Origin of the sequence: Actinomadura sp. NPDC049382 (assembly GCF_040677125.1) — a bacterium.
Lineage (GTDB): Bacteria > Actinomycetota > Actinomycetes > Streptosporangiales > Streptosporangiaceae > Spirillospora > Spirillospora geliboluensis.
On record NZ_JBFARO010000087.1, the window covers coordinates 1 to 21,326 of the forward strand.

The following is a 21,326-nucleotide window of genomic DNA, read 5'->3' on the forward strand; positions in this document are numbered from 1 at the left end:
CGGCGGCGCTGCGGGGCTCAGCGGGCGTAGACCTCCAGTGTCCACTTCCCCGCCGGCTTCACGCTCTTCATCAGTTTTGCCAGCGCGGCGTCGCTAGTGCCGTGCACCTTGCCCGCCTCGGCGGGCAGCACGGCGATCTTGATTGCGTTCGTCCCGCCTTCGACGTCCTGATCCCAAGCGATGCCCGTGGATTCGGCGATCTCACAGTCCACGACCTTGGTCTGCCCGCCAGTCCGGACGACCGCCACCGCCGCGCCGTCCACGCACGTCACCCGCATCCGCATCAACTTGCCCGGCTCGTTGAGCGGCACCGTCCGGGATCTGCCGTCGGCGCTCCCGGTGACCCGCGCCAACCGCTTCAGCCCGGTCACCGCAAGCTGTTTCGGCTGCGTCGGAGGGCGGGTCAACCTGGAGCAGATGTCGGTGTTGCACTGGCCGCTGTAGACACGGACGCTCCAGTTCCCCGACGTCGGCTCGTGGCCGCCCAGGTACCGGTCAATTCCGATCATTGAACTCAACGTGTTCGGGTCCTGCTCGCTGCTGTCCTTCAACGGGAGAGCCACGACCTCGATGGTGATCGGCACGCCCGGCGTGACCTTGGAGACCGAGGAGGAGTTGTCGTCGGGTGAGCCCTGGCTGCAGCCGCCGCTGCTGAAGGCACCGTTCTCCCGCTGCTGGTAGACCATGAAATCGCCGGAGCACCGGAGGGTGACGCCGATGAACGGCCCGGTCGGCGTGATGGTGAACCGCCCCTTGGCCCGAAGTTGTGAGAAGCCGACCTCCTGCAGCGGCTGCATGCCGTCCCGCCCCGCGGACCTCTGGAAGTCCTGGTTGACGACGCCCGTCATCGTCGGTGCGAGCGCGTGCCGGTCGCGGGCGTTGCCGTCCTGCTGCTGGACGACCCCGAAGGCCGCCCCCGCCATCAGCACCACGCCGAAGGCCGCGGCGGCTGCGCGCAGCCGGTTGCCGCGCCGGACCCGGCGGCGGACGCCGTCCAGCAGATCCGGTGACGGAACGCCGCGAGCGCTCTCGGCCTCCATGACCTCGGTCAGATCCTTCAGTTCGCGTGCCATCGCTCACTCGCCTCCCTGCGGTGCTGCGGCCAGGACGCCCGGATCGATCCGGAGCTTGGTGAGGGCCTTGCTGGTCTGGCTCTTCACCGTCCCGACCGAGCAGCCGAGCACCTCGGCGACCTGCGGCTCCGACAGGTCCTCGAAGAAGCGCAGCACCAGCGTGGCGCGCTGCCGGTGCGGGAGCCGACCGAGCGCCGCCCACAGGACCGCCTTGTCCTCAGCGGCGCCGATGCCGTCCGCCGGGTCGGGGCCGTCCGGGGGCCGTTCCGTGGGCCGCTCGCCGCGCCAGTGCCGCTTCGCCCACGACGCGTGCGTGTTGACCAGGATCCGGTAGACGTACGGATCGGGGTTGTCCTCGATCCGCCGCCACGAGCGCCACGCCTTGACCAGCGCCGTCTGCAGCAGGTCCTCCGCCTGCGCCCAGTCGCGGCACAGCAGATAGGCCGTTCTGAGCAGCCGCGGCGACCGCTCTGTCACATACGCCGCGTAGTCCGGGCGCTCCCGCATCCGACCTCCCAGTAGATCTCTCGCCGACATCTACCGGCTGGACCGCCTAAACGGTTGCCCGCAAGGGGAGTCTGTTCCGCATCGAGGTGCCGGTTCTGTAACTACGCCATTCGACTGGCCTGACCCGTGCCCCCAGACGAAGGTGTCCGCGGCCCTTCACCCTTGCGGCCGCCTGCCCCGCTCAGACTCTCAGTGCGGGATACCGCCGATCAGGTCGCGGGCTCCCTTGCGCAGCAGATCACCCGCCACGTACGCGCCCAGATCCTCGCCCTTGTCCGGCGGCGCCCACTCATGCGAGTGCACGAACTCCGAGCCGTCACGGGTGAACACCATCGCGCGCAAGCTCAACTGCCCGTCCCGCTCCAGCCGCGCGTGACCCGCGATCGGGCTGTTGCAGTGCCCTTGGAGCCCGTGCAGCATCGTGCGTTCCGCGCTCACGCACTGCCGGGTCTGCCTGTGGTCCAGCAGTCGCACCAGTTCCACGATGTCGGGGTCGGTGCGGCGGCAGTCCACCGCCAGCACACCCGCACCCACCGCCGGAATGATGTCAAGCGCCTCGCCCGCACGGTCGATGCCCAACCGCGCCAGACTCGCCCGCGCCAGCACAATGGCGTCGAACTCCTCGCCCGCGTCCAGCCGCCCGAGCCGCGAATTGACGTTGCCGCGCAGGTACTCCACCCGCAGGTCCGGGCGGATCTTCCCCAGCTGGGCGCGCCGCCGCACCGCCGAGGTCCCCACCAGCGCCCCCGGCGCGAGATCGGCCATGCACTGCACCTTGCTCGCCATCGGGAACAGCATCACATCGGCGGTGTCATCGCGTTCGACGTAGGCGGCGAACACCAGGCCATCCGGGCGCGGCACATCACCGGGCACGTCCTTGAGGCAGTGCACCGCGACATCCACCCGGCCCGTCAACAGTGCCCGGTCGATCTCCCGCATGAACGCGCCCTTGCCGCCCAGCTCGCCCAGGTGGCCGCGATGCCGATCCCCGGCCGTCTGGATCCCGATCACCTCGACCCGGACGGCGGCCAGCTCCTCCAGCCGCGCGGCCACCAGGCGCGCCTGCGTCATCGCCAGCGGAGACGTCCGCGTGCCCAGCCGCAGCACCCCGCCCCCGCCCGACCACGAGAACACCGGTTCCATCGCACCCGCTCCGGCCGGAACCAGATCCGTCACCGACGACCGCACGTCCCCGTCGCCGGGTTCCGCCTCGCGCCTCATGCCTTCCCTTCCGTCGGTCCTCATCCTCTGTGCTACGAAGGCCCCGTTCATTCAGCCACGCGGCCCTCACCTCCGCCTGCCGAACCGCGCACCCCGCCCCGTGCTCAGATGTCGACCGTGAGCGAGATGCGCTTGTGGTCGGAGTCGGGCCGCTGCGGGTCGCGGAAGTCGTGGACGCGGTACGAGTCCTCCACATACGCCGCAGCCAGCGGCGCGTTCAGCAAGATCGCGTCAATGGGCAGGCACTGGCGGCCGTTCGGCTTGGCGATCTGCGTCGGGGTGTAGTCTCCGGCAAGCTCGGCCGAATGGCTGAAACCCAGGCCGCCCTCCCGCTGCTGCGTGGATGGGTTCCACCAGCCGCACAGCGCGTCCAGCGCCCGCGTGTCGTAGACGTGCGGCCCCGCCAGCGACGCCCCGCCCTTCCACTGGACCCGGTAGTTGATCTGGCGCGGGTTGTGCACGCCGGGAGTGTTCAAGTCGCTGGGTTCGAAGAACGGGCCGGACGGGACGGTGTTCCAGTCGCCCAGCAGCGCACACGGGATCTTCGGGTCCGACCACCGGTCGAGGCGGCGCGCATCGGCCAGGCGGTCATCCCCGCTGTAGATGTCGCCGTGCACGGCCACCAGCCGGATCGGGTCGGACCGACCGGGGAGCGTGAGCACCATCAGGTTGCGGTTGCGGGAGGCGAAGTCCGGCAGCCGATGGCCGTAGAACCGCCGCACCACCACCTTTTCCGGGTCGGTGTAGATCACCGGCGCGAACAGGCCGCCTTCACGCGGCAGCGAGCACGGGTGCGGGACGTAGGCGGGGCCGCCCGCCTCCCGCAGTGCGGCGGCGGCCTCGTACGCGCCCTCCATCCCGTTCAGCTCGTACCGGTCGCCCTCACCCACGACCAGGACGTCAGGCCAGTCCCTGTCGTGCAGCATCCCGACGACTTTGCTGTAGTCGTAGGGGCCGCCGTCCCCGGAGTAGGCCGAGTACCCCGCCTCGGCTCGGCCGCCGTGCTCGACATTGACATAGCTCAGTCGAAGCCGCGTCATCGTCCAGCCCATCCCTTCTCGGCCGCCGCTCGCAGCGGCCTGCTTCCGCACCGGAATTTCCCAGGTAACCCGCATTTCCAGACCCGAGCCGGCCAGCAGTCCCCACGCCGAAGACGCTTCAACTGGAACGGCGCAACGGCGCCGGTTGAACACCCTCGCGGTCACCCCTTCGGGTGGCCTTCGGCCATCCGGCCGGCCCGCCCCTGACACCGCGCGAAGGGGGCCGCGGCCCTTCATCCTTGCTGCGCGCCGCCCTGCTCGACGCTCACTATCTCCGCGAGCGCTACCGCCACCAGAGCCCGCGCCGCCGCCAGCCCGTCGCGCCCGTACGACAGGTGCAGCACCGCGTCGTCCAGGACCGCGCGTCCCGACTCGCCCGGCCGCTCGATCAACTCGCGCTCGTTGATCTGCTCCACCCGGTCCATCACCGGCCCGAGCATCTGTCCGACCAGATCCCATACGTCCATGACGGCGTCCAGGACCACGGTGGTCTGTGTCAGGCTGAGCCCGGACGCCTCGCCGCTGGTCACCCGGGACGCTGCCCCGGCCCGCTCCACCAGCGCATCAAGTGCCCGTTGCATCCGGCCTGTCGGTGTCGCCGTCTCCGTCATCGGGCGCACCCTTCCCTAGCAGTGGCTTCAGCCGATGCGGCCGCTTCACCCTCGGGGGCAGTGTCGGTTGTGAGCTGCCACTTGAGTCGCGCGTCCACCGCCGCAGCCGCGCCCGCCCGGTCCGAGTACAGCCCGAGGAACGGCTCCTTCCGATTGCCGGCGTCGATGTAGTGCCAACCGCCGCTCGTCGCCACCAGGGCGACCGCCAGCCCGGCATCGGTGTCGCCGCCGTGTACCCACAGCACCGGAACCGGCAGCACCTCCAGTCGGTACAGCCGCACACACCGCCAGCCCATCGACTCAAGCGTCACCGCCAGCAGATCGAGCGCCAAGACCCGCACCCTTACGCCACGCGACGTGCGCCATCGCAGTGCGGCCCGGTCCACTTGCTCCAGCACCCTGCCTACCCGGCCCTTCACTGCCGCCTCCCGCTCTGTGTCGCCGTCCCGGGGTCGAGCCGCATCACGATGGCGTCGTGGTCACTGGCAGCGGCAAGCCGCTCATACCCCAGCAGCCCATCCCGCAAGTTGCCGGTGACGTGGAACTGATCCACCCGCACCCCGCCGCTGCCGGTCGCCGCCCGCAACTCCGGCCGGTTCCGCGCTTCGGCCAGGTGCGCGGCCACGTCCACCAGGCCCGCCCTGGCCAAAACCTCACCAACAGCCCGGTTGCCGCGCCAGGGCTCATCCGGCGACAGGCGCGGCACGCACTGGGCACTGCGGTTGTAGGGCGGGAGCGCCGCCCAGTCCGGTTCCCGGTCACCGAGCGGCATGTTGTTGATGTCCCCGCCGAGGATGCCCACGCCCCCGTACCGGTGCAGCCGCGCCACCATCCGCTGCGCCTCCTGCGCCGCCGCCTCCGCCGAGTACGCCGACAGGTGCGCCGAGATCACCGTCACCCCCGGCTCGTCCTCATCGGCGCCGACATCGGCCAGCACAGCGACCCCGTAGCCGTTGTCGGTCAGGTGCGCGTACTTGGTCTCGTACTGCCGCCAGCACAGCACGTCCGGCGCGAAGGCGACGGCGGTGTGGAAGTCCGTCCGCGACGGCGCCAGCAGGAACCGCAGCGGCCAGCCCCGGCGCTGCAACGACCGCTCCGCCGCCGCGTGCAACCGGGGGTCACGCGCCCAGCCCGTCAGCTCCTGCGCCAGCAGGATGTGAGGCCGCACGCTCGCGATCATGTCCGCGAGCGCACCCCACCGCTTCGATAGACGCCCCTCACCGTCGGACCCGCCCCCGTACTGGGTGTTGAGGCTCATCACCGTCCATGGCCCGGCCATCACACCCGCCCGTCCTGCTGCGCGCCCGCGCGGACGTCGGGCACCATACCGACCCCGCCCAGAATCGGGATCTTGGTCAGCGGCCCCGCCTCGGTCGGCCAGTGCTGCACTGGCACCACCCCCGGCGGCACCAACTCCAGCCGCCTCCCGAACAGGCCCGTGATCTGCTCATGCGTACGCGCCACCCCCGGCGCCGTCGCCCCCTCATACACCTTCTCCACCCGCGTCAGCGCCTCTCGGTCCGCGCCCGTGGACGACACGTGCGACAGCGCCACCACCGACCCCGGCACCATCCGCCCCGCGAACGCCGCCACCACACCGGCCGGGTTCTGCTCGTCGGTGACGAAGTGCAGGACCGCCACCAGCAGCACCGCCACCGGCTTGTCCCAGTCGATCCACACATCGAGATCAGCGATCAGCTCATCGACCGCGCGCACGTCGCCGCGAACGATCGGCATGCCCTCCAGCAACGCCCGATCATGCGCCAGCACCACCGGATCGTTGTCCACCCCGACCACCACCGCGTCATCGCGGAACTCGCGCGCGATCTGGTACAGGTTCGGCTCGGTCGGGATACCGGTCCCCACGTCCACGAACTGACCGATACCGCGACGCGCCGCCCACGCCACCGACCGGTGCATGAACGCCCGGTTCGCACGCGCCACCACCGGGATCGACGGCGCGACCGCCACCACCCGCTCAGCGGCCTTCCGGTCCGCCGTCCCGTGGTCCTTGCCGCCCAGGTAGTAGTCGTACATCCGCGCTGGGGAGGGAACGTCCGGGTCCCACTCCCCGTCAGGGCCGCAGAGCGGCCCGGTGGCTTGGTCGGCCCGCAGCTTCGCCACCGGCTCCTTGATCGAACCGGCCGTGAACGCCGCGTCGTCCTGGTCGAATCGCCGTGCCATCACCGGTCACCACCCGTGCTGGCCGCGGCGTCCGTCGAACGCTCGATCAGCCGCGCCAGCAGCGCAGGAGCGTTCTCGACCTCCAGCACCGGCACCAGGCCCTCACCGGTGTCCGCCCGCACGAACCACCACACCCCACCGACCCGCTCACAGCCCACGTCCATGGTCCGGAACTTGTCGTTGTGGCTCACCACGAACAGAACCGGCGGACCACCCGCCCGGCTCACCAGCCCGCACGACAGCCGCTCCCCGCTCTGCGCAACCGCCGCGTTCAACGCCGCCAGGTGCAACCGACGCTCACCCAACGCGCCGTTCAGCCGGCTGCCCATCTGGCGGGTGGGAATGCCCGTCCCTTGTACTGTGCCCATCGCTCCGTCTCTCTTCGACCGTGCGTTGTCCGGGCACGTTAGGTCGAAGACGGAGAGAAAACCCGTACAGGGCTACAGGCAAAGAACCCGCACTTTTGTACGGGTCAGATGACTCCGGCGCGATGCGCCAGACCCCGGAGTTGCGGCGTACTGGCGCGGTGCTCCCGTTTGATCAGGGCGGCAAGGAGGTCGTGCGTTCGCACGTCATAGCGGACCAGCTCGGGCGAGAGGTTCTCTGCGTCCAACAACATGTTCACCGCAGCTGCATCCTTGCGTTGCTGACCGTAGGCACGGGCGAGATCCAGCCGCACCTGTGCCCGACGTCCCCGCAGACCGGGCGCAAGCCGTGAGACGTCGAGAGATTCTCCGATATCGACAGCTTGGCGAGGGTCGCCAAAGGTGACGGCTGCCGACAACTCATGGATGCGAACGTTGGTCGGCCCAAAAGCCGTCCAGAAGTGATTATGGTCCCCGCCCAGTGCGGTAGCGACACGTCGCGCCTGTTTGAGATTGGCATCGACTTCAGCTCGATCAAACTGGCGTGCCGCGGCCGTGACAGCAACCAGATGGAGCCCGCCCACCAGTGACAGGCATTGTGGGTCATATTTGCCGGGAACGGACCTTAATGCGCTGGCGGTATTCAGCGCAATGGTCTTAGCTTTCTCCAGCTCTCGCATGCGGACAAATACATATCCGAGGCGGAAGGCACTGGCTGCAGCGAGCAGGGGTGTGTCAGCTTCTCGAGCTGCCGACAAGGAGCGATCAGCCGCAGTCCAGGCGAGTTCAGTCTCGCCGACGCGATTCAGCGTCATCGCCGCCGAGTGATACACAAGCGCGAGGAGAGTGTGCGCTGCACGAAGCCGCAGGGCAGGGGCGGCTTGCGCCGCATGTTCAGCGGCTTTGATCAAGCGGGGAAGCCTCTGACCTGCCGTGTCGTAGTGAGCGGCTTGATAGAGGCGATTGACCGCGCGCAGTTCGTTGCTAAGCCACGCAAGGTCCGGAGCATGGGTAGTTGCCCCGCTGGGGGCAACGCAAGCCGCAAGTGTCTCGTAGCTGGTCATGGCGTCCCGGATCTGGGCCGCCGCCTCGTAGCGCCGCACTCCACCCCCTTTCTCATCCACCGTAAGGTCTTCCAGCGGTATTCCCAGGATCTCGCCAAGCTGGGTCAGTACGGAGTGACTATCGATACTTCTTACGCCGCGTTCTACTTGGCTCAGCCAGCTTTCGGAGCGGCCGATCAGCCCCGCCAGGACAACTTGGGACAACCCTCGCCGCCGCCGGGCACGGGCGAGCTGCTGCCCCACCCCCATGCGCGCATCCTTCACCTTGACCACTCCAGCCGTAAACGCTACCGATCCCCGACCAGTGCGTGCAGCTCTCCCATGACTGCTTCCCAGGTTGCCATTCGGGCATGTGCCGGCGCAGCCGGATCGAACAGCACCCGCACCCCCATCTCGCGCAGGGTTTCAACGTTCGCTTCGAACGCACGATGCCGAGCCAATGCAACCTTGAGCAGGGGGGCCGCCACGATGGGCACCTCGAACCCCATCAGCTCGCACAACAAACTCACAGCGAAGGTGTCCGCGATGCCGGTCGCCCACTTGTTGATCGTGTTGAAGGTGGCGGGCGCCACCACCACCGCATCAGCAGCAGGCAGTTCGTTCGACTCACCCGGCATCCGGTAATCCGAGCGAACCCGCTCACCCGTCCGCGCCTCCAACGCCTCCGTATCGACGAAGCGACGCGCCATCGGCGTCGTGATCACACACGTTCGCCAACCCGAATCCTGCGCAAGTTCGACCAGCCGGACTAGATCCGTCGCTGCGGGCGCAGCACAGGCCACTACGTAAAGAACCCGCCCACTACCTCTTTGCACACAGGGAGCCTAGCCCGAGGAGACCGTAATCACCGGGGCATCTCTGCGCCGAAGCACGAGGGATCTCCGACGTAGGCCAAGGAGCGCGGCACATCACCACGCACCTTCAGCAGCGCGGCTCAGGTGATTCGTCACCAGAATCGGACGGCATCGTCGTCAATGGACATAGCGGCGGGCCGAGCCCAAGACGACTTGCAGCCGACTTGGCCCATCCGTCGAAGCCACATAGCCGCCACCACCCTGACCACCGCGGCGAGCACCCGCCACCGACGTCCAGCGTCCGCAGGGAGCATGTCGCCGCAGCGAAGCTGCAGCCCTTGCTTGGGACCATCCCCGCGTGCGCGGGGAGCACGACGTGGGCCACATCAGGTCGGGGACGTACTCGGGACCATCCCCGCGTGCGCGGGGAGCACCGTGAGCAGATCTTCGCGATCCTCCCGCCGTGGGGACCATCCCCGCGTGCGCGGGGAGCACACATACACCACAGCGGGCAGCAGATACCGAAGGGGACCATCCCCGCGTGCGCGGGGAGCACAGGGCAACACCGGCGACAGGTGCCTGCGCCGCGGGACCATCCCCGCGTGCGCGGGGAGCACACCCGGATGAAGGACCGCGCCGCCGCAGGAGGGGGACCATCCCCGCGTGCGCGGGGAGCACCGAACGTCAACCGCGCGAAGCCGGGCGACATCGGGACCATCCCCGCGTGCGCGGGGAGCACACTCGCTGACCTGGGAGTTTAGACAGCGCGAAGGCGGTTTTGGAGTACTTTCGCAGATTCAGACGAATCGGACAGAGACGGTGGGCGGCACTGGTCCTTCGTTCTAGATCCATGCCGGGCCGTTGATCTCATCCCCGGCTCGGGGCCGCGGGCGACTCGCGCAATGGTATTCGTGCCGCGGCGAGCACGTTTGTCATCGGGAGTGGCTGTCGAAGCTTATGGGTGCCTGGCGTTTGTAGCTGCGGTAGTGCCTGGTTAGGACTTCCAGGCGAAGCAACGGCCAGAGGGTTGCAGCGCCGGTGGCCTTGTCGATGACCAGAGTGGTCGGAGTCTCGATAGTGGGAACAGACGGCGGCTCGGGAACGGACGCCACGATTGGCATGGCCCGGTAGCCCTCCTCGAATTCCTCGATGTGAACCAAGATCGAGTCCTCATGGTGGCGGGCGAAGTGAAGGTGCGCGCGACGCCAGGCCTCGGCGGCGTCAAGGGGCGACGAGGGCTGCGAAGCCGGCGGAGATGTGAAGCGACTGTCGGTAGTGGAGGTCTCTTCCTCTCGACAGCCGCGCGTGGTGAACGGGTCTGCGGTTCTGAGCATCATGCTCAGGGTTTGCGTGGTGATGAAGAGCAGGTCGCGGGCTCTGCGTAGGAAGTCGAGGGTGTGGTCGTCGAGGTGGCCGGCCGCCGGTTGAGCGAGGAGGCTCTCGATGACTTCGGGGTCGGCTCGTTCCGCGAGCCTTCGGATGTTCTCGACGCCTTGGAGGAGGTGGGCGAGGCGGTCTGTGGCAGCGTGCACGGAGATCTGTCCTGTTGGGTTGCGACGACGGCCGGGGACGCGGTGGACGGGAGGTAGCGCACCGCGTCCCCGGGGACGGGGGGCCCGGCTGGGCGGCCGGGACGGGTTGTCAGGTCGAGGTCCTCGATGCGTGTGATTCGTGGTGGTTGACGATGCGTTCGGCAGTCTCTTGTAGGTCGATCATCGGCTGGCGGGTGTAGCCGTGGTCGTCACGCCAGCAGAACGCTTTCGGCTCGACCCAGACGTGCAGGTTCCCTGCGGTGATGACGGAGATGCCTTTGTCGTCACTGCGGCACGTGGTGGGGATTCCGCGGGCCGCGAGAGCCTCGGAAAGCCTGTGCGCTGCGAAGCGCGGGGCGATGACACGGTCTGCGGCCGACCATGGTGCCGGCAGCGCGAGAGTGAACCAGACTCGCTTGCCCGTCGATACGGCCAGTCGGGAGCGAGTGAAGCTCGTACCAGTGCGGGTGGCCAGGGCTACGACGATGGACAAGCCCTTGCCGTGCTCGTCGAGCAGGTCAGCGTGCGTGATGCTCGGCCAGCCGTTGCGGTGGCCGTCGAAGACCGAGATGACGAGTTCGAGGCTAGGGCGGGTGCGGGCCCACATCCAAAGCTCGGGCCGTGTCATCGAGGACGCGTGCGTGAGCGCGTTGGTCGCCAGCTCGGACACCGCGAGCTTGGCGTCGTCGACCTGGTCGACGGCGAAGCCCAGCTGGCGCATGGTGGAGGAGACGGCTGAGCGGGCGTGAGAGGCGGCACTCGGGTCACCCGGGAGTTGGAAGACGCAGGCTCCACCGGCGGGGATTGCGGCGGGGTCGACGGTTAGCACCGGCCGCTCCTCCTCAACGTCCGTGGCCGGGAGTGGCGGCTGCGACACTTGCCGCGTCCACGGGAGGTTCCCCGGGTGGACGAGAGTGGCGCGGCTCGGCGGTGGTTGAGCGTGGCGGAGTTCCGGCGCGCTGCGGCGGGTGGAGGCGGCTGCAGCCGGTAGTCCTGTGGGGTGTTCAGCTCGTTCGAGTCGAGTCGCTGACTCAGGTCTTCGGCCGTGGCGCCTTCGAGCAGTCGGCTCGCGCCGCTCTCGGTACGGATCAGGGCCCAGTAGCTTCCCGTGAAATCGCCGAACCAGATCGTGGCGCGAGGGAACCGATTGCCGAGGTCGGCGATGGCTCGGTCGGGGTCGACGCCGCTTGACTCCCACGGTGCCGGGGTCATGGCCGGGGGTGGCGGTTTCTGGACTCGCTCTCGTCTGTGGTGGGGAGCGCGCTGTGCGACGGGTGACATCACCTGGCTGGGAGACGGGTTCGTACGATCATGCATGGGTCGGAACTCCTGCTTCCGATCAAAGTCCCGGCCGGTGTTGGCGCACCGCGTCCGGGGCCGCTTCTTCTTCCAGGGGCCGCTCTGACTGGGTTGCGAATGAGAGCGCCGAGTAGGGGCTGGTCAAGCGCCGCTTCGTGGCTCTCAGCGCTCAAGCGAACACAGCTCAGCATGCACCGCGTACCTGTGCTGCACAAGTGTGCGGGATGAAATGGCAGCGATATCCGCCGCTCTGCCTGAGATGTCCGAAGGGGCGAGGGTGGGACGCGACGCCCTTGCCGACAAGTGAGAGTTGTGCGGAGTAATTTGTGCCGAGCATGGGAGGGGGATTCGATGCCGCAACCTCGAGTCACGACGGTCCGGATGCGCCGGCTCGGTTCGGAGCTCCGCAAGCTGAGGGACAACGCCGGCTACACGATCGAGCAGGTCGCCGACCACCTGGAGTGCTCGCCTTCACGGGTGAGTCGCATCGAGACGGGCAAGGCTCAGCCGCCCAAGCAGCGCGAGATCCGCGACCTGCTGGAGTTGTTCGGCGCGACGGACGACCGCGTCCGGGATGCTCTTCTGCGACTGGCCAGGGAGGCGGCGCAGCCGGGCTGGTACAGCGAGTTCCAGGACGTCTTCCCGCCCCACTTCGGCTCCTACATCGGGCTGGAGAGTGAGGCCGCCGAGCTGCGGCACTTCGACAACCAGCTCGTCCACGGGCTGCTGCAGACCCCTGAGTACGCGCGTGAGGTGCTGCGTGCGACGTTGCCCGCCGAGGCGCCCAAGACGATCGACCGCCTACTGGAGCTCCGCCTCGCCCGGCAGCAGATCCTCGATCGGACGGCCCCGCAGTTCTCGCTGTGGGTGATTTTGGATGAGAACGTGTTGCGCAGGACGATCGGAGACGCTCGGGTGATGCGCGAGCAGGTTCGGCGACTGCTCGAAGCGATCGACGCTCCCAATATCACCGTGCAGGTTCTACCCTTCGGTAAGGGTGCACACGTTGGGCTCGACGGGCCGTTCTCACTGCTCGGTTTCCCCGAGCCCACCGACCCGGACGTCGTGTATGTCGAAAGCCAGGCCGGCAACGCCTACCTGGAGCAACCGCACCAGGTAAGCCGCATGAACACCAAGTTCAACCTGCTGGTGGCTTCGGCGCTCGACCCCCGCGAGACGGCGTCCTTCCTGCGCGGTATCGAAGAGGAGATGAAATGACCGCCCCCTCCCCCACCCGCTCCCCCCTGACGTGGCGTAAGGCGACGGCCAGTCAGGGGAGCCAGGGCTGCGTGGAATTGGCCCCGCTTTCAGGGTTGGTCGCAGTCCGCGACTCCAAAGACCCGGAGGGCCCCATGCTCATGTTCCGCCGTGATCAGTGGCGTCGCCTGGCCGAGCGAGCGCGCGGCGGGGAACTCGACCTCTGACCGGGAGATGCGGCGTTGCATTCGGTTGCGATTGGTCGTTAAGGCTATGTGGAAGATCTGCTCGGCTGAGCAGCCGAGCAGGGGAGTTGACGATGGGCGAGGTTCGTCGCATCGGCCTCATCGGTCAGTGCCTGGGAGCGGCTTTCGGTCGGGTCGTCCACCCCTTCGGGCCGGACGGTTCGTCGGCGTTCGTGACATCACACATACGGCCCTCGCTGGCGGGAGTGGCTCCAGGGCTGACGCGGTCGCGGCGCAGGACTGCGGGGTCCGCGGGGATGCCGGCGGGGCCACGCGATAGCAGCGATCAGTGCGATGGGCCAGCCGAAGACGGTGGCGCAGCAGATGACGTTGACCAGGATGATGTAGCCGATGTCGTCCGCGCCTCTAGCGAGCGCGATGAGCGTCGGCAGCACCGCGAGGACGGCCAGGATGCCAATCAGCGCGAGCCAGAAGAGCGGGTTGTTCGGGATGGCGGTCATCTTCTTGGTGGCCCTTCGCTCAGAGGTTGCGTCGACGGTTCCGGTCGGGGACTTTCGGAGACGTCCGGCGTTGAGCCGACGCTTCGGAGATCTGCCTCGCGCTCATCTCCAGCGCCTCGTTGATGGGGATCGGGAAGTCTTCGGCAGCCCGTTCGACGTCTCGCGTGGGTCGAGGACGCGGGCCCAGCGGGACGGCTTTGGCTATGATGCTCTCGGGCAGGTTCGTGGTGATTTCGAGGACCATCCGCAACTCTTCGGGCTGCGGTTCCCGTCCCTGAGCACGAAGTTTGGCCCGTAGCTCATCCGCGATAAGAGTGGCGCGGTGTTCTTGGCGGGCCTCTTCCCACTCGCTCCGGTCGGGTCCGTGGACTCGCGCGGCCCACTCGGTTCCGGTGCCCTCATGCAGTTCAGCAGATGCGGGTGCCGGGTCACCGGTCCTGACGTTGGGGTCTCGGGTGAAGAAGGGCGCGGCCTGCTTCATCGCTTGAAGGGCGTCTGCCCCTTCGGCGCGGAATCGGTCGTAGTGGGTCATCGCGTGTGGGTGGAGCCGGCGGAGCTGCTCCTCGCATTTGCGAACGGCGAGGGCAGCGGAGGCGTTGCCATCTGCGTACGGGACGGCTGCTCCCCACGCTTCGGCGACGTCCAACAGGGTCGCTTGGCGAAGCCATTTGCGGTCGTGAGCGCGTCCCCATCGTGAGCGGGCTTGTGCCAGTGCCGCTCGTCGCAGCTGAGCCTGGGCTCTGTCGTCCTTCTCCTCCTGCGCCTGCCGGGCGGACTTGGAGCGGCTTCGGCGTTGGGCGAGGGTTTGCTGCACCCCGACGGCTGCGGACACGATCTGGACGAGACGTTGCCCACTGTGCTGGAGGCCTTCGGCGATCGGGTCCGGGTGTTGCTGGCTCATGGCGTCCTCCGATGCTGGTCAGGGCTGCTAGGGCGGGCTCTGTCACGAGAGCTGCGGAGCTCGGAGGCCCGCTGCCCGGATACAGGGAGAGGGGGTGACGAGACGTCCGGCGACGGATCCGGGCTGATCGCTGAGGCGACGAGGGCCGTAATGTCGGTCGCATCCATGCCGGTACCGGCGGCGACGCGGGTGACCTGGCGGGCGATCTGGTCGGGCTGGAGTTCGGCGATCAGCGCTGCGGCCGCTTTGGCGGCGGTGATCCGTGATTCGACGAACTCCAGCGCTCCCCCGAACCTCTGGAGTCTCTCATCTATCAGCAGGTCAGCGAGCGGAATCACAGAAAGTAGCGAGTCGCGGACACCTGCGCCTCCCCGGCCGGAGAGGAGATCAGCCGGGTCTTGCGGTTCGGGCAGGACGGCCGCGTCTACCGGGCCGGCGACGTCGCGAAGTGTGCGCCAGGCCCTGATGGCTCCGGCTTGCCCAGCGGGATCTCCGTCGAGCGCGATGACCAGCCCGGACGTCGCGAGGTCGGCGTGGACGGCGATCGCTTCGATGTGGGCAGGGGTGATCGCTGTCCCGCATGGTGCAACGGCGGCGTAGGTGTCAGGGAGGGTTGCGTTGACGGCTATCGCGTCGAGGGGTCCTTCCACAAGCAACGGCCGTGCGGTTCCTGCGAGTTGACGGCCTGCTTCATAGAGGCCGAAGAGGATCTCGCCCTTGTGGAAGAGTTCTGTCTCGGGTGTGTTGAGGTACTTGGGGCCCGGGCCATCGTCACGGCGGCGGCCGATGAAACCGACGATCTTTCCGTCCCGGTCCCGGAGCGGGAACACGACCCGGTTTCGGAACAGGTCGAAGAGTTCTCCGTTCTTTCCCGGCTTGGCCAGACCGGCTTCGATGAGTGTTTCGTCGCGATGACCGCGATCGCGTAGGTGCTGGAGCACTGAATGGCGACCGCTGGGCGCGACGCCTATCTCCCATCGCTCCAGCATGGCCGGAGTGAAGCCGCGACGTGCGAGGTACTGGGCACCCCAGCTTCCAGGCAGATTCCGCCGGTAGAAGTGATGCGCGTCCGCGAGGGCGGCAAGAAGGTGCGATGCCGCGACGTGTCGCTGCGCGGTCCTGGCTGGGGAGGGCTCACCTCTGGAGAGCGCAGCTCGATCAGTGATGACCGCAGTGGAGGCGGGCGTTGGACGGCTGCTGTTCGCAGCGGCTTCTGCGAGGCGTCGTCTGATCCGCGCGCTCGTCCGGACGATTTGGTCCCCGACTGCGCGGACTGCGGCGGACGCGTCTATACGATCGTCAGTCCCCGCCCACTGCTGCGGCGGCAGGAACGACGAACTCGCGCTCTTCAGTCCGAGTTCGGCCAGAACGAGGTAGGCGACCGAGTCCGCGATGACACGACGCGCCCCATGGCACGAAGAAGCGTGGGCGCTGACCGTGTCGATCTGCCCGCCAGGCCGCAGCGCGTGGGCGAGTTGGTGAGCGAGCAACGACGCTGCTGCTGTGTCATCCAGCTCCGGAGAGACGGGGATTAGCCGGTCCGGACGTCCGAGGTAAGTCCAGCCCTGTCCGCGGTCGATGTAGAAGCCGAGGTCGGCGGCGAGTTGGGAGAGCCGTTGCAGTCCCTCTGCCGGAGTGCGTTCGCCGATCTGGACCGCCTGGCCGTCCGTCTGCTCGATGTCGAAGACGGTGCGCGGCTTGCCGCGCGTGGAGAGGATGCGGATGCCGGTTTCGCCGCGGCGGACCTGACGCCCCTGCTTCTGCCACGCGTCGTACGAGCGGACGTCGGTCGCCGAGGCACGCTGAGCTGGTATCAGCAGCGTGTTGGTGAATCCGTATCGTCCATGCTTTCCAGCGTGCTCCAGCCAGGTCTCCCATGGCTGGCGACCGTCGGCCAGTGAGGCGACGGCATGATCGGCTATCCCTTGGAGGATGGCGAGCCGACGCTGCTGGTCCTCTGTCTGCGCAAGGTCTTCGTGCCCGGACGACTCCGTCATGACGAGTCCCGCCTGGCCGACTCTTCACGGACCGCCGCGATCATCTGCGTGAGCCGGTAGTTGGCGATCGCGAAGCCGCGCTCGCGCAGGCGGTGGCCGAGCCGGTCCCGGCTGAGCTGCCCGCCTTCACGTTCTACTTCGCGTTGGAGTTGCCGTGCGATGGCCATCAGCTGGTCGTCCTGCCGCTCCTCCGCGGGCGGGTCCGGGTCCGTCGCCGGCTGCGGCGGTGGCTCGGCGGGCAGGCGGTTGAGGGCAAGCCGGTCGGCCAGCGGGGACCGCCATCGCCATGACCACCTGCCGTAGTCCTGCTGGAGTTGTGAGACGGCAAGCAGGTGGCGGTGCTCCAGGTCGAGGCCTTGCCGGTATTCGGTAATGTGCCAAAGCGTCATGCGGCGCCACAACAGCAGGCTGGAGATGGGCGCGAGGAGCCATCGGGTGGTGGGGATCCGCTCAATGCGGCTGCTGGAGGTGAGTCCGACCCATCGGCGGATCAGGTGCCGGACGCCTTCGACCACCGTGATGAACAGGACGGGCATGGCCGCGTTCATGACGCTGCCGGCCAGGCTCCCGTGTGCGGCGGACACGTTCACCAGGACGGTGCCGGCGATGTAGACCCAGGCGACCCAGCGCAGCACCGGCCACGGCAGGTCCAGGTACTCCATCAGCAGGTCCCATGCGAGCAGGATCAAGATGCCGACGTCCATGCCGACCGGGACGATCCATGCCAGGCCGCCGAAGTGCGGCTCGGCCATCTGCCGGATGGTGGTGAAGGATCCGAGCCCGCCGAGGACGGCGAGCGCCGCGATGAGTGGAGCGACCCCGGCGGTCACCCACTTGACGGCTGAGGGCTGTGGCATCTGCCGCTCGCCGATCCTCGGCTTGGCTGCCGCCTGACGCTGGTCGGAGCTGGTCACCGGGTGCGCCTCTCCGCCATCCAGAACAGCAGCCGGGCGACGTACCGGGGCTCGTCCGTGGTGCCGAGCAGCCGGCCATGGGCGGTGACATAGGCGTAGACACCGTCGGCCCCGGCGCACAGAACGGTTTCGGACCAGCCGTTGTGGCGGATGTGCAGGCGCCAGCGTCCGTTGCGCGGTTTGCGGGCTCGAACGCTGACACCGATGCGCCGCAGCTCGTAGTGGAGCCGGAGGAGGCGGGCTCGCCGCTCCGCTAGCTCGGTCTGTGTGGTGGTCCCCTGCGCGGTCATCGCTCCCCCGGTGTCGTCAGCCGATGGACCGGCACGTCCATCAACTAAAGTCTTTGATCAGGAAGATGCATCACACCGAGAGGTCGGTCAACTACAGAGTGCAACGCGGCGTGTTGTTGCCTAAGAACGTCACCTCATAGTGCGGCGACGGGTCGTAAAGGGAGGCCCTTCGTTGCGGGAGGGGCTCGTCGGATTCACCGCACCCGGGGCAGGAGCCCACGGGCCTGGGAATCCGGCCATGGCCAGACGAACCTGTGACGGCATCGGCTGTTCCTGCCGGGGAGGCCCGTGATCCCCACGTTCGGCGGCCCGCGCGTCCTCAAGGTGCTGACGCGCGCGGCGTGCGGCATCGGCCTGCGCCTGGCGCTGCTGGAGCAGGCGGATCTGCGCGATCGTCTCCAACAAGCTCAGCAGGCGGCTGACCAGCAGGAGGACGGAGACAGTGGTGCGGTCCTGGACACCGGCCAGGGTCAGCAGCCGCGCCGTCGTACGCAACGCGTTCCCCGCTGAGGTGGGACGCGGGATGCGGCCGTACGGGGCGCGGGCCGCACGGTCGTAGGCGTCGGCCGCCCGGCGTAGGTGTTGATTGCCGGTGGCCTTGGCGGCCGCGTGAAGTGCATCCGACGCCGCCCAGCACGCGTCCTCGGCAGCATAGGGGTCAGTTGCCAGGTACCGGCGGATCTGGGACGTGGCGTAGGCGGCGGCTCGTGCCGCGTCGTCGTAGACGGCCCGACGTTCCTCATGCGTCAAGTCGTCTTCTGGTCGGATCCCGTCCCCCGCCAAACCGGCCCAGCGGTGTCGCAGGCGCGGCAGAGTGAGATCGTCGGCGAGTTGGCCTCCGCTGCACCAGAGGAGTTCGCCCTGATCGGGCAGCGCGACGGCATAGCCGGTGATCTCGTCTGGGTCGGTCTTGCTGTAGCGCGGCCGGACCAGCAGCCCGTCCTGTTCCAGGCGGTTGAGGAACTCGGTGGCCGTCCGGGTGCCGTCCGCCGCGCGGCGAACGGCCGCCCGCAATACCGCCCGGGCCGTCCGCGGCGACATGTGCCGTCCGGACAGCGGACGAGACCCCGGACGAGCGGCGCCGTCCGAAGTCCATCGGCGCCGCAATCTGGGCAGCGTCAGGTCCGCGGCCAGTTTCCCGCCGCCGAACCACACCGGCCGTCCGGACGAGTCGCAGTCATCGGCCAGCGCGACGGCGTAACCCGTGATCTGGCCCGGGGTCTGGGTGCTGTAGCGCTCGCGGACCAGGACGCCCTCAGCCCGTAAAGCCGCGAAGAACTCGGCCTCCGTCCGCGCCCCCGCCGCAGCCACGGTGACATGCCGCCTCAGCATGGCGCGAGCCGACTCATCACGCCCGACCCGCACGGCCTTCTCGGTCTCGCCGCGCTTGGCGCGCCGCGCCGCCGTCCGGTCCGCCGGAGCCGTCCGCCTCAGCCCGAACCGCCGCTCCACCTCCCGGCACGCGTCCCTGATCCGGTACCCGTCGTTCCACACCTCCGGCCGCATCCCGTCCTCGCGCGCCAGCGTGGCCACGATGTGGATGTGGTCATCGGCGTGGCGAACCGCGACCCACCGGACGCCCTCTCCGTCCTCTCCGCTCGCCAGGCCCGTCCGCGACATGACCTCCTGCGCGACCTCGGCCCACTGGTGATCGCCAAGGATCGGGTCCTCCGGCGCCGCACGCACTGACACATGCCACACCGGCTTGCGGTAGTTCCGCTCCCCCAGCAGAGCCAGCGGCTGCGTGAGCAGACCGTCCAGGCGGCGAAAGTCCCGGCGGCCGTCCGCACGCAACGCCGGCTCCAACTCGGCCGGAGTCCGAAACCCCGCCACGATGTGCGGATCGCGGTGCTCCTCACAGCGTCCAGGCCCGTACAGGTAGCGAACCAGGCCCTGCACCCGGCCGCCCCGCACCACCTTCCCGATCAATGCGCGCCGCTGCTCACGCTAAGGAAGCCGCCGCCGGAGTTCGTCAGCGAGGTCATCCAGCTTCTCGACGGTTCGCGCCGCCGACTCGGCGTACCACCGTAACTGCGGTGGTGGCTCACCCGAATGCAACGCGGCGACCGCCTGGTTCAGGTTCACCCCGATCCGCTGAGCGTGCCTCACAGCGTGCATCACCGTCTCCAGAGTCTCCCGCAGCAACGCGTGCTGCGGCTGGACGCTGCCGCGAGCCGCAGCGAGCACGGCCTGCGCCGCATACGCCCCGACCGCCAGCCGGTCCCCAAACGCCGCCGAGGCGACCAGCGCGTGCTCCTCGTCCGACAGCGAGAACCTCACCGACCGCCTGCGCCTCGGCGTCCGATGCGCCCGCCGATTCACCCGCGCCGACCTCACTACTTGCTGTGGCTTGTCTTCGTCGACTACCGCCACCTCCTCTGCCTCCAGGATCGCGCTCGATCCCCGCCGACCTGGACCGCGCCCGGTCCAGCCGCGCTATGTGCACGATTTCCATTTCTTGCTCCGCGCCAGCCGGGCCCCGGCGGCCCGCCTCCCTCGGTGCCACGTGCCGGCGCCGCGCTCGTCCCGCTCCCCCGAGCGGGCGAAGCTAGGTTGTGGTCATGGAGCGGGACGAGTGCATCATCAAGCTCACAGCCGACGAGGCTCTGGTGCTGTCGGACTGGCTGGAGCGCGTGCAGATGACCGATCTCAGCCGCATGGTCGACGATCCGGCGGTCTGGGGCCCGTTACACAAGATCGCCGGCACACTCGACAAGGAGCTGCCATGGATCTTCGCGCCGGACTACACCGACCGGCTCGCCGCCGCGCGCGCACGCCTGACTCCCGACGATATGGAAGAGGCTGCTGAGGGGCAGTGAAACCAGTTCGGTCTGCGCTGGCTCCCCGCCCCCGGCTGGGCGAGCCCCAAGCCGCCAGCTACATCGCCCTTGGACAGCTCATCCACGCCGGGGAAGGGAATGATGATGTCGTTTCGCGCTGGAGGCGAGATCTACTGCCTTTGCCGCGCGCTGACCTCGGCCTATCGGCCGCGCCGCGGGTGCGGCGGCTGCGGTGGTGAGCGAAGCTCCGGTGGAAGGTCGTCGACAGGGTTCGAGCTCGGGAGGACTCCACTGATCGGGCTGGGGAAGTCCTCATTTGCGGGCCGTATCTGGTCGACCTCCTGTTCCTTCGGAGCGACGGTGGCGCGGCGGTCGCTGGACGGCTCCTGGTCGGCGTCCAGGGCGTGGATGGGCGCGAGCGCGCTTGCCGCTCGCCGGAAGCCGTCACCGAGGTCGGCAGCCTGCTCGGCGGCACGCGCCAGTGCGTTGTGCGCCGCCGTCACGGCGGGGACGAGGTCGTCGCCCTTGTCGTGGCCGAGCCGTCCGGCGTCCAGTTCCCCCGTCAGGAACACGTCGATCTGCTCGGCCGTCTGCGCCATCCGGAAGGACGTCTGGGCCAGGTTCCCGAGCACCGTGTACGCGGCTGCTGGCTCGGAGAGTCCCGGCGGGCCTTGCGTCAGATGGTTGAGGGATCGGACGCGCTCATGCAGTTCGCCGGCGAGCCGCTCGATGTCCTCGTCGGTACGGGTCTCGTGATCGTTCACGCGAGGTGATCTCCAATGTCGCAATGAGTTCGGCCATGAATCACTCCTCTCGTTGACGGCACTGACTGCACAGGGGCTTCGAAGCTG

General features: G+C 68.5%; 24 protein-coding genes and 1 CRISPR repeat array. Of the genes, 3 read left to right on the top strand and 21 right to left on the bottom strand.

Translation table 11 applies throughout. The features are described 5' to 3' along the window. Positions 1 to 17 precede the first annotated feature (17 nt). The 13 genes from AB0K34_RS33475 to AB0K34_RS33535 form a co-directional block, all read right to left on the bottom strand. Positions 18 to 1,073 (bottom strand): hypothetical protein, encoded by a 1,056-nt coding sequence (locus AB0K34_RS33475; protein ID WP_364552957.1) that lies wholly within the window; start codon positions 1,071 to 1,073, stop codon positions 18 to 20. Positions 1,074 to 1,076: 3 nt separating this feature from the next. After that, the gene (locus tag AB0K34_RS33480; protein WP_364552958.1) at positions 1,077 to 1,580 is read right to left on the bottom strand and encodes a SigE family RNA polymerase sigma factor; all 504 of its coding nucleotides are present in this window, start codon (positions 1,578 to 1,580) and stop codon (positions 1,077 to 1,079) included. 189 nt (positions 1,581 to 1,769) lie between these two features. Beyond that, on the bottom strand, positions 1,770 to 2,801 hold the full coding sequence (gene hemC / locus AB0K34_RS33485; protein ID WP_364552959.1) for a hydroxymethylbilane synthase: 1,032 nt from the start codon (positions 2,799 to 2,801) through the stop codon (positions 1,770 to 1,772). Between the two features lie 104 nt (positions 2,802 to 2,905). After that, complete coding sequence (locus AB0K34_RS33490; protein ID WP_364552960.1) at positions 2,906 to 3,841, bottom strand: hypothetical protein; 936 nt, start codon at positions 3,839 to 3,841, stop codon at positions 2,906 to 2,908. Positions 3,842 to 4,074: 233 nt separating this feature from the next. Beyond that, positions 4,075 to 4,452 carry a hypothetical protein gene (locus tag AB0K34_RS33495; protein ID WP_364552961.1) on the bottom strand — a complete coding sequence of 126 codons (378 nt, stop codon included), beginning with the start codon at positions 4,450 to 4,452 and terminating at the stop codon, positions 4,075 to 4,077. Continuing rightward, a complete protein-coding gene (locus AB0K34_RS33500; protein ID WP_364552963.1) occupies positions 4,449 to 4,784 on the bottom strand; it encodes a hypothetical protein in 336 nt (111 codons plus the stop codon). The genes AB0K34_RS33495 and AB0K34_RS33500 overlap by 4 nt, the downstream gene beginning before the upstream one ends. 83 nt (positions 4,785 to 4,867) lie before the next feature. Further along, a complete protein-coding gene (locus AB0K34_RS33505; protein WP_364552964.1) occupies positions 4,868 to 5,620 on the bottom strand; it encodes a hypothetical protein in 753 nt (250 codons plus the stop codon). A 110-nt stretch (positions 5,621 to 5,730) separates the two neighbouring features. After that, positions 5,731 to 6,636 carry an SAM-dependent methyltransferase gene (locus tag AB0K34_RS33510; RefSeq protein ID WP_364552965.1) on the bottom strand — a complete coding sequence of 302 codons (906 nt, stop codon included), beginning with the start codon at positions 6,634 to 6,636 and terminating at the stop codon, positions 5,731 to 5,733. Continuing rightward, positions 6,636 to 6,965, bottom strand: a complete 330-nt coding sequence (locus AB0K34_RS33515; protein WP_364552966.1) for a hypothetical protein — start codon at positions 6,963 to 6,965, stop codon at positions 6,636 to 6,638. The genes AB0K34_RS33510 and AB0K34_RS33515 overlap by 1 nt, the downstream gene beginning before the upstream one ends. 143 nt (positions 6,966 to 7,108) lie before the next feature. Next, a complete protein-coding gene (locus tag AB0K34_RS33520) occupies positions 7,109 to 8,338 on the bottom strand; it encodes a helix-turn-helix domain-containing protein (RefSeq protein ID WP_364552968.1) in 1,230 nt (409 codons plus the stop codon). A 14-nt stretch (positions 8,339 to 8,352) separates the two neighbouring features. Next, positions 8,353 to 8,880 carry a flavoprotein gene (locus tag AB0K34_RS33525; RefSeq protein ID WP_364552970.1) on the bottom strand — a complete coding sequence of 176 codons (528 nt, stop codon included), beginning with the start codon at positions 8,878 to 8,880 and terminating at the stop codon, positions 8,353 to 8,355. Between the two features lie 323 nt (positions 8,881 to 9,203). Further along, positions 9,204 to 9,598: direct repeats of the CRISPR family, unit length 29 nt; unit sequence GGGACCATCCCCGCGTGCGCGGGGAGCAC. Positions 9,599 to 9,791: 193 nt separating this feature from the next. Then, positions 9,792 to 10,391 (bottom strand): hypothetical protein, encoded by a 600-nt coding sequence (locus AB0K34_RS33530; protein WP_364552971.1) that lies wholly within the window; start codon positions 10,389 to 10,391, stop codon positions 9,792 to 9,794. A 109-nt stretch (positions 10,392 to 10,500) separates the two neighbouring features. Then, positions 10,501 to 11,589 carry an ATP-binding protein gene (locus tag AB0K34_RS33535; protein ID WP_364552973.1) on the bottom strand — a complete coding sequence of 363 codons (1,089 nt, stop codon included), beginning with the start codon at positions 11,587 to 11,589 and terminating at the stop codon, positions 10,501 to 10,503. Between the two features lie 482 nt (positions 11,590 to 12,071). Here AB0K34_RS33535 and AB0K34_RS33540 point away from each other — a divergent pair, with 482 nt between their 5' ends. Continuing rightward, a complete protein-coding gene (locus tag AB0K34_RS33540) occupies positions 12,072 to 12,908 on the top strand; it encodes a helix-turn-helix transcriptional regulator (protein ID WP_364552975.1) in 837 nt (278 codons plus the stop codon). After that, positions 12,905 to 13,114 carry a DUF397 domain-containing protein gene (locus tag AB0K34_RS33545; RefSeq protein ID WP_364552976.1) on the top strand — a complete coding sequence of 70 codons (210 nt, stop codon included), beginning with the start codon at positions 12,905 to 12,907 and terminating at the stop codon, positions 13,112 to 13,114. Before AB0K34_RS33540 ends, AB0K34_RS33545 begins: the two co-directional genes overlap by 4 nt. Positions 13,115 to 13,311: 197 nt before the next feature. Here AB0K34_RS33545 and AB0K34_RS33550 read toward each other — a convergent pair whose 3' ends face one another. From AB0K34_RS33550 to AB0K34_RS33580, 7 genes are all read right to left on the bottom strand, one after another. Next, the gene (locus AB0K34_RS33550) at positions 13,312 to 13,593 is read right to left on the bottom strand and encodes a superinfection immunity protein (protein ID WP_364552977.1); all 282 of its coding nucleotides are present in this window, start codon (positions 13,591 to 13,593) and stop codon (positions 13,312 to 13,314) included. A 19-nt stretch (positions 13,594 to 13,612) separates the two neighbouring features. Continuing rightward, complete coding sequence (locus AB0K34_RS33555; RefSeq protein WP_364552979.1) at positions 13,613 to 14,494, bottom strand: hypothetical protein; 882 nt, start codon at positions 14,492 to 14,494, stop codon at positions 13,613 to 13,615. After that, entirely contained in the window at positions 14,491 to 16,491 is a 2,001-nt protein-coding gene (locus tag AB0K34_RS33560) for a toprim domain-containing protein (protein WP_364552980.1), read from the bottom strand. The genes AB0K34_RS33555 and AB0K34_RS33560 overlap by 4 nt, the downstream gene beginning before the upstream one ends. Beyond that, the gene (locus tag AB0K34_RS33565; protein ID WP_364552981.1) at positions 16,488 to 17,348 is read right to left on the bottom strand and encodes a DUF2637 domain-containing protein; all 861 of its coding nucleotides are present in this window, start codon (positions 17,346 to 17,348) and stop codon (positions 16,488 to 16,490) included. Before AB0K34_RS33565 ends, AB0K34_RS33560 begins: the two co-directional genes overlap by 4 nt. A gap of 53 nt (positions 17,349 to 17,401) precedes the next feature. Next, positions 17,402 to 17,695, bottom strand: coding sequence for a hypothetical protein (locus AB0K34_RS33570; RefSeq protein ID WP_364552983.1), 294 nt, complete (start codon positions 17,693 to 17,695; stop codon positions 17,402 to 17,404). Positions 17,696 to 17,824: 129 nt separating this feature from the next. After that, positions 17,825 to 19,624, bottom strand: coding sequence for a hypothetical protein (locus AB0K34_RS33575; protein ID WP_364552984.1), 1,800 nt, complete (start codon positions 19,622 to 19,624; stop codon positions 17,825 to 17,827). A gap of 18 nt (positions 19,625 to 19,642) precedes the next feature. Continuing rightward, complete coding sequence (locus tag AB0K34_RS33580) at positions 19,643 to 19,975, bottom strand: hypothetical protein (RefSeq protein ID WP_364552986.1); 333 nt, start codon at positions 19,973 to 19,975, stop codon at positions 19,643 to 19,645. Positions 19,976 to 20,256: 281 nt separating this feature from the next. Here AB0K34_RS33580 and AB0K34_RS33585 point away from each other — a divergent pair, with 281 nt between their 5' ends. Further along, positions 20,257 to 20,514, top strand: coding sequence for a hypothetical protein (locus AB0K34_RS33585; protein WP_364552988.1), 258 nt, complete (start codon positions 20,257 to 20,259; stop codon positions 20,512 to 20,514). A gap of 161 nt (positions 20,515 to 20,675) precedes the next feature. Here AB0K34_RS33585 and AB0K34_RS33590 read toward each other — a convergent pair whose 3' ends face one another. Continuing rightward, positions 20,676 to 21,239, bottom strand: a complete 564-nt coding sequence (locus AB0K34_RS33590) for a hypothetical protein (RefSeq protein WP_364552990.1) — start codon at positions 21,237 to 21,239, stop codon at positions 20,676 to 20,678. Positions 21,240 to 21,326: the final 87 nt, after the last annotated feature.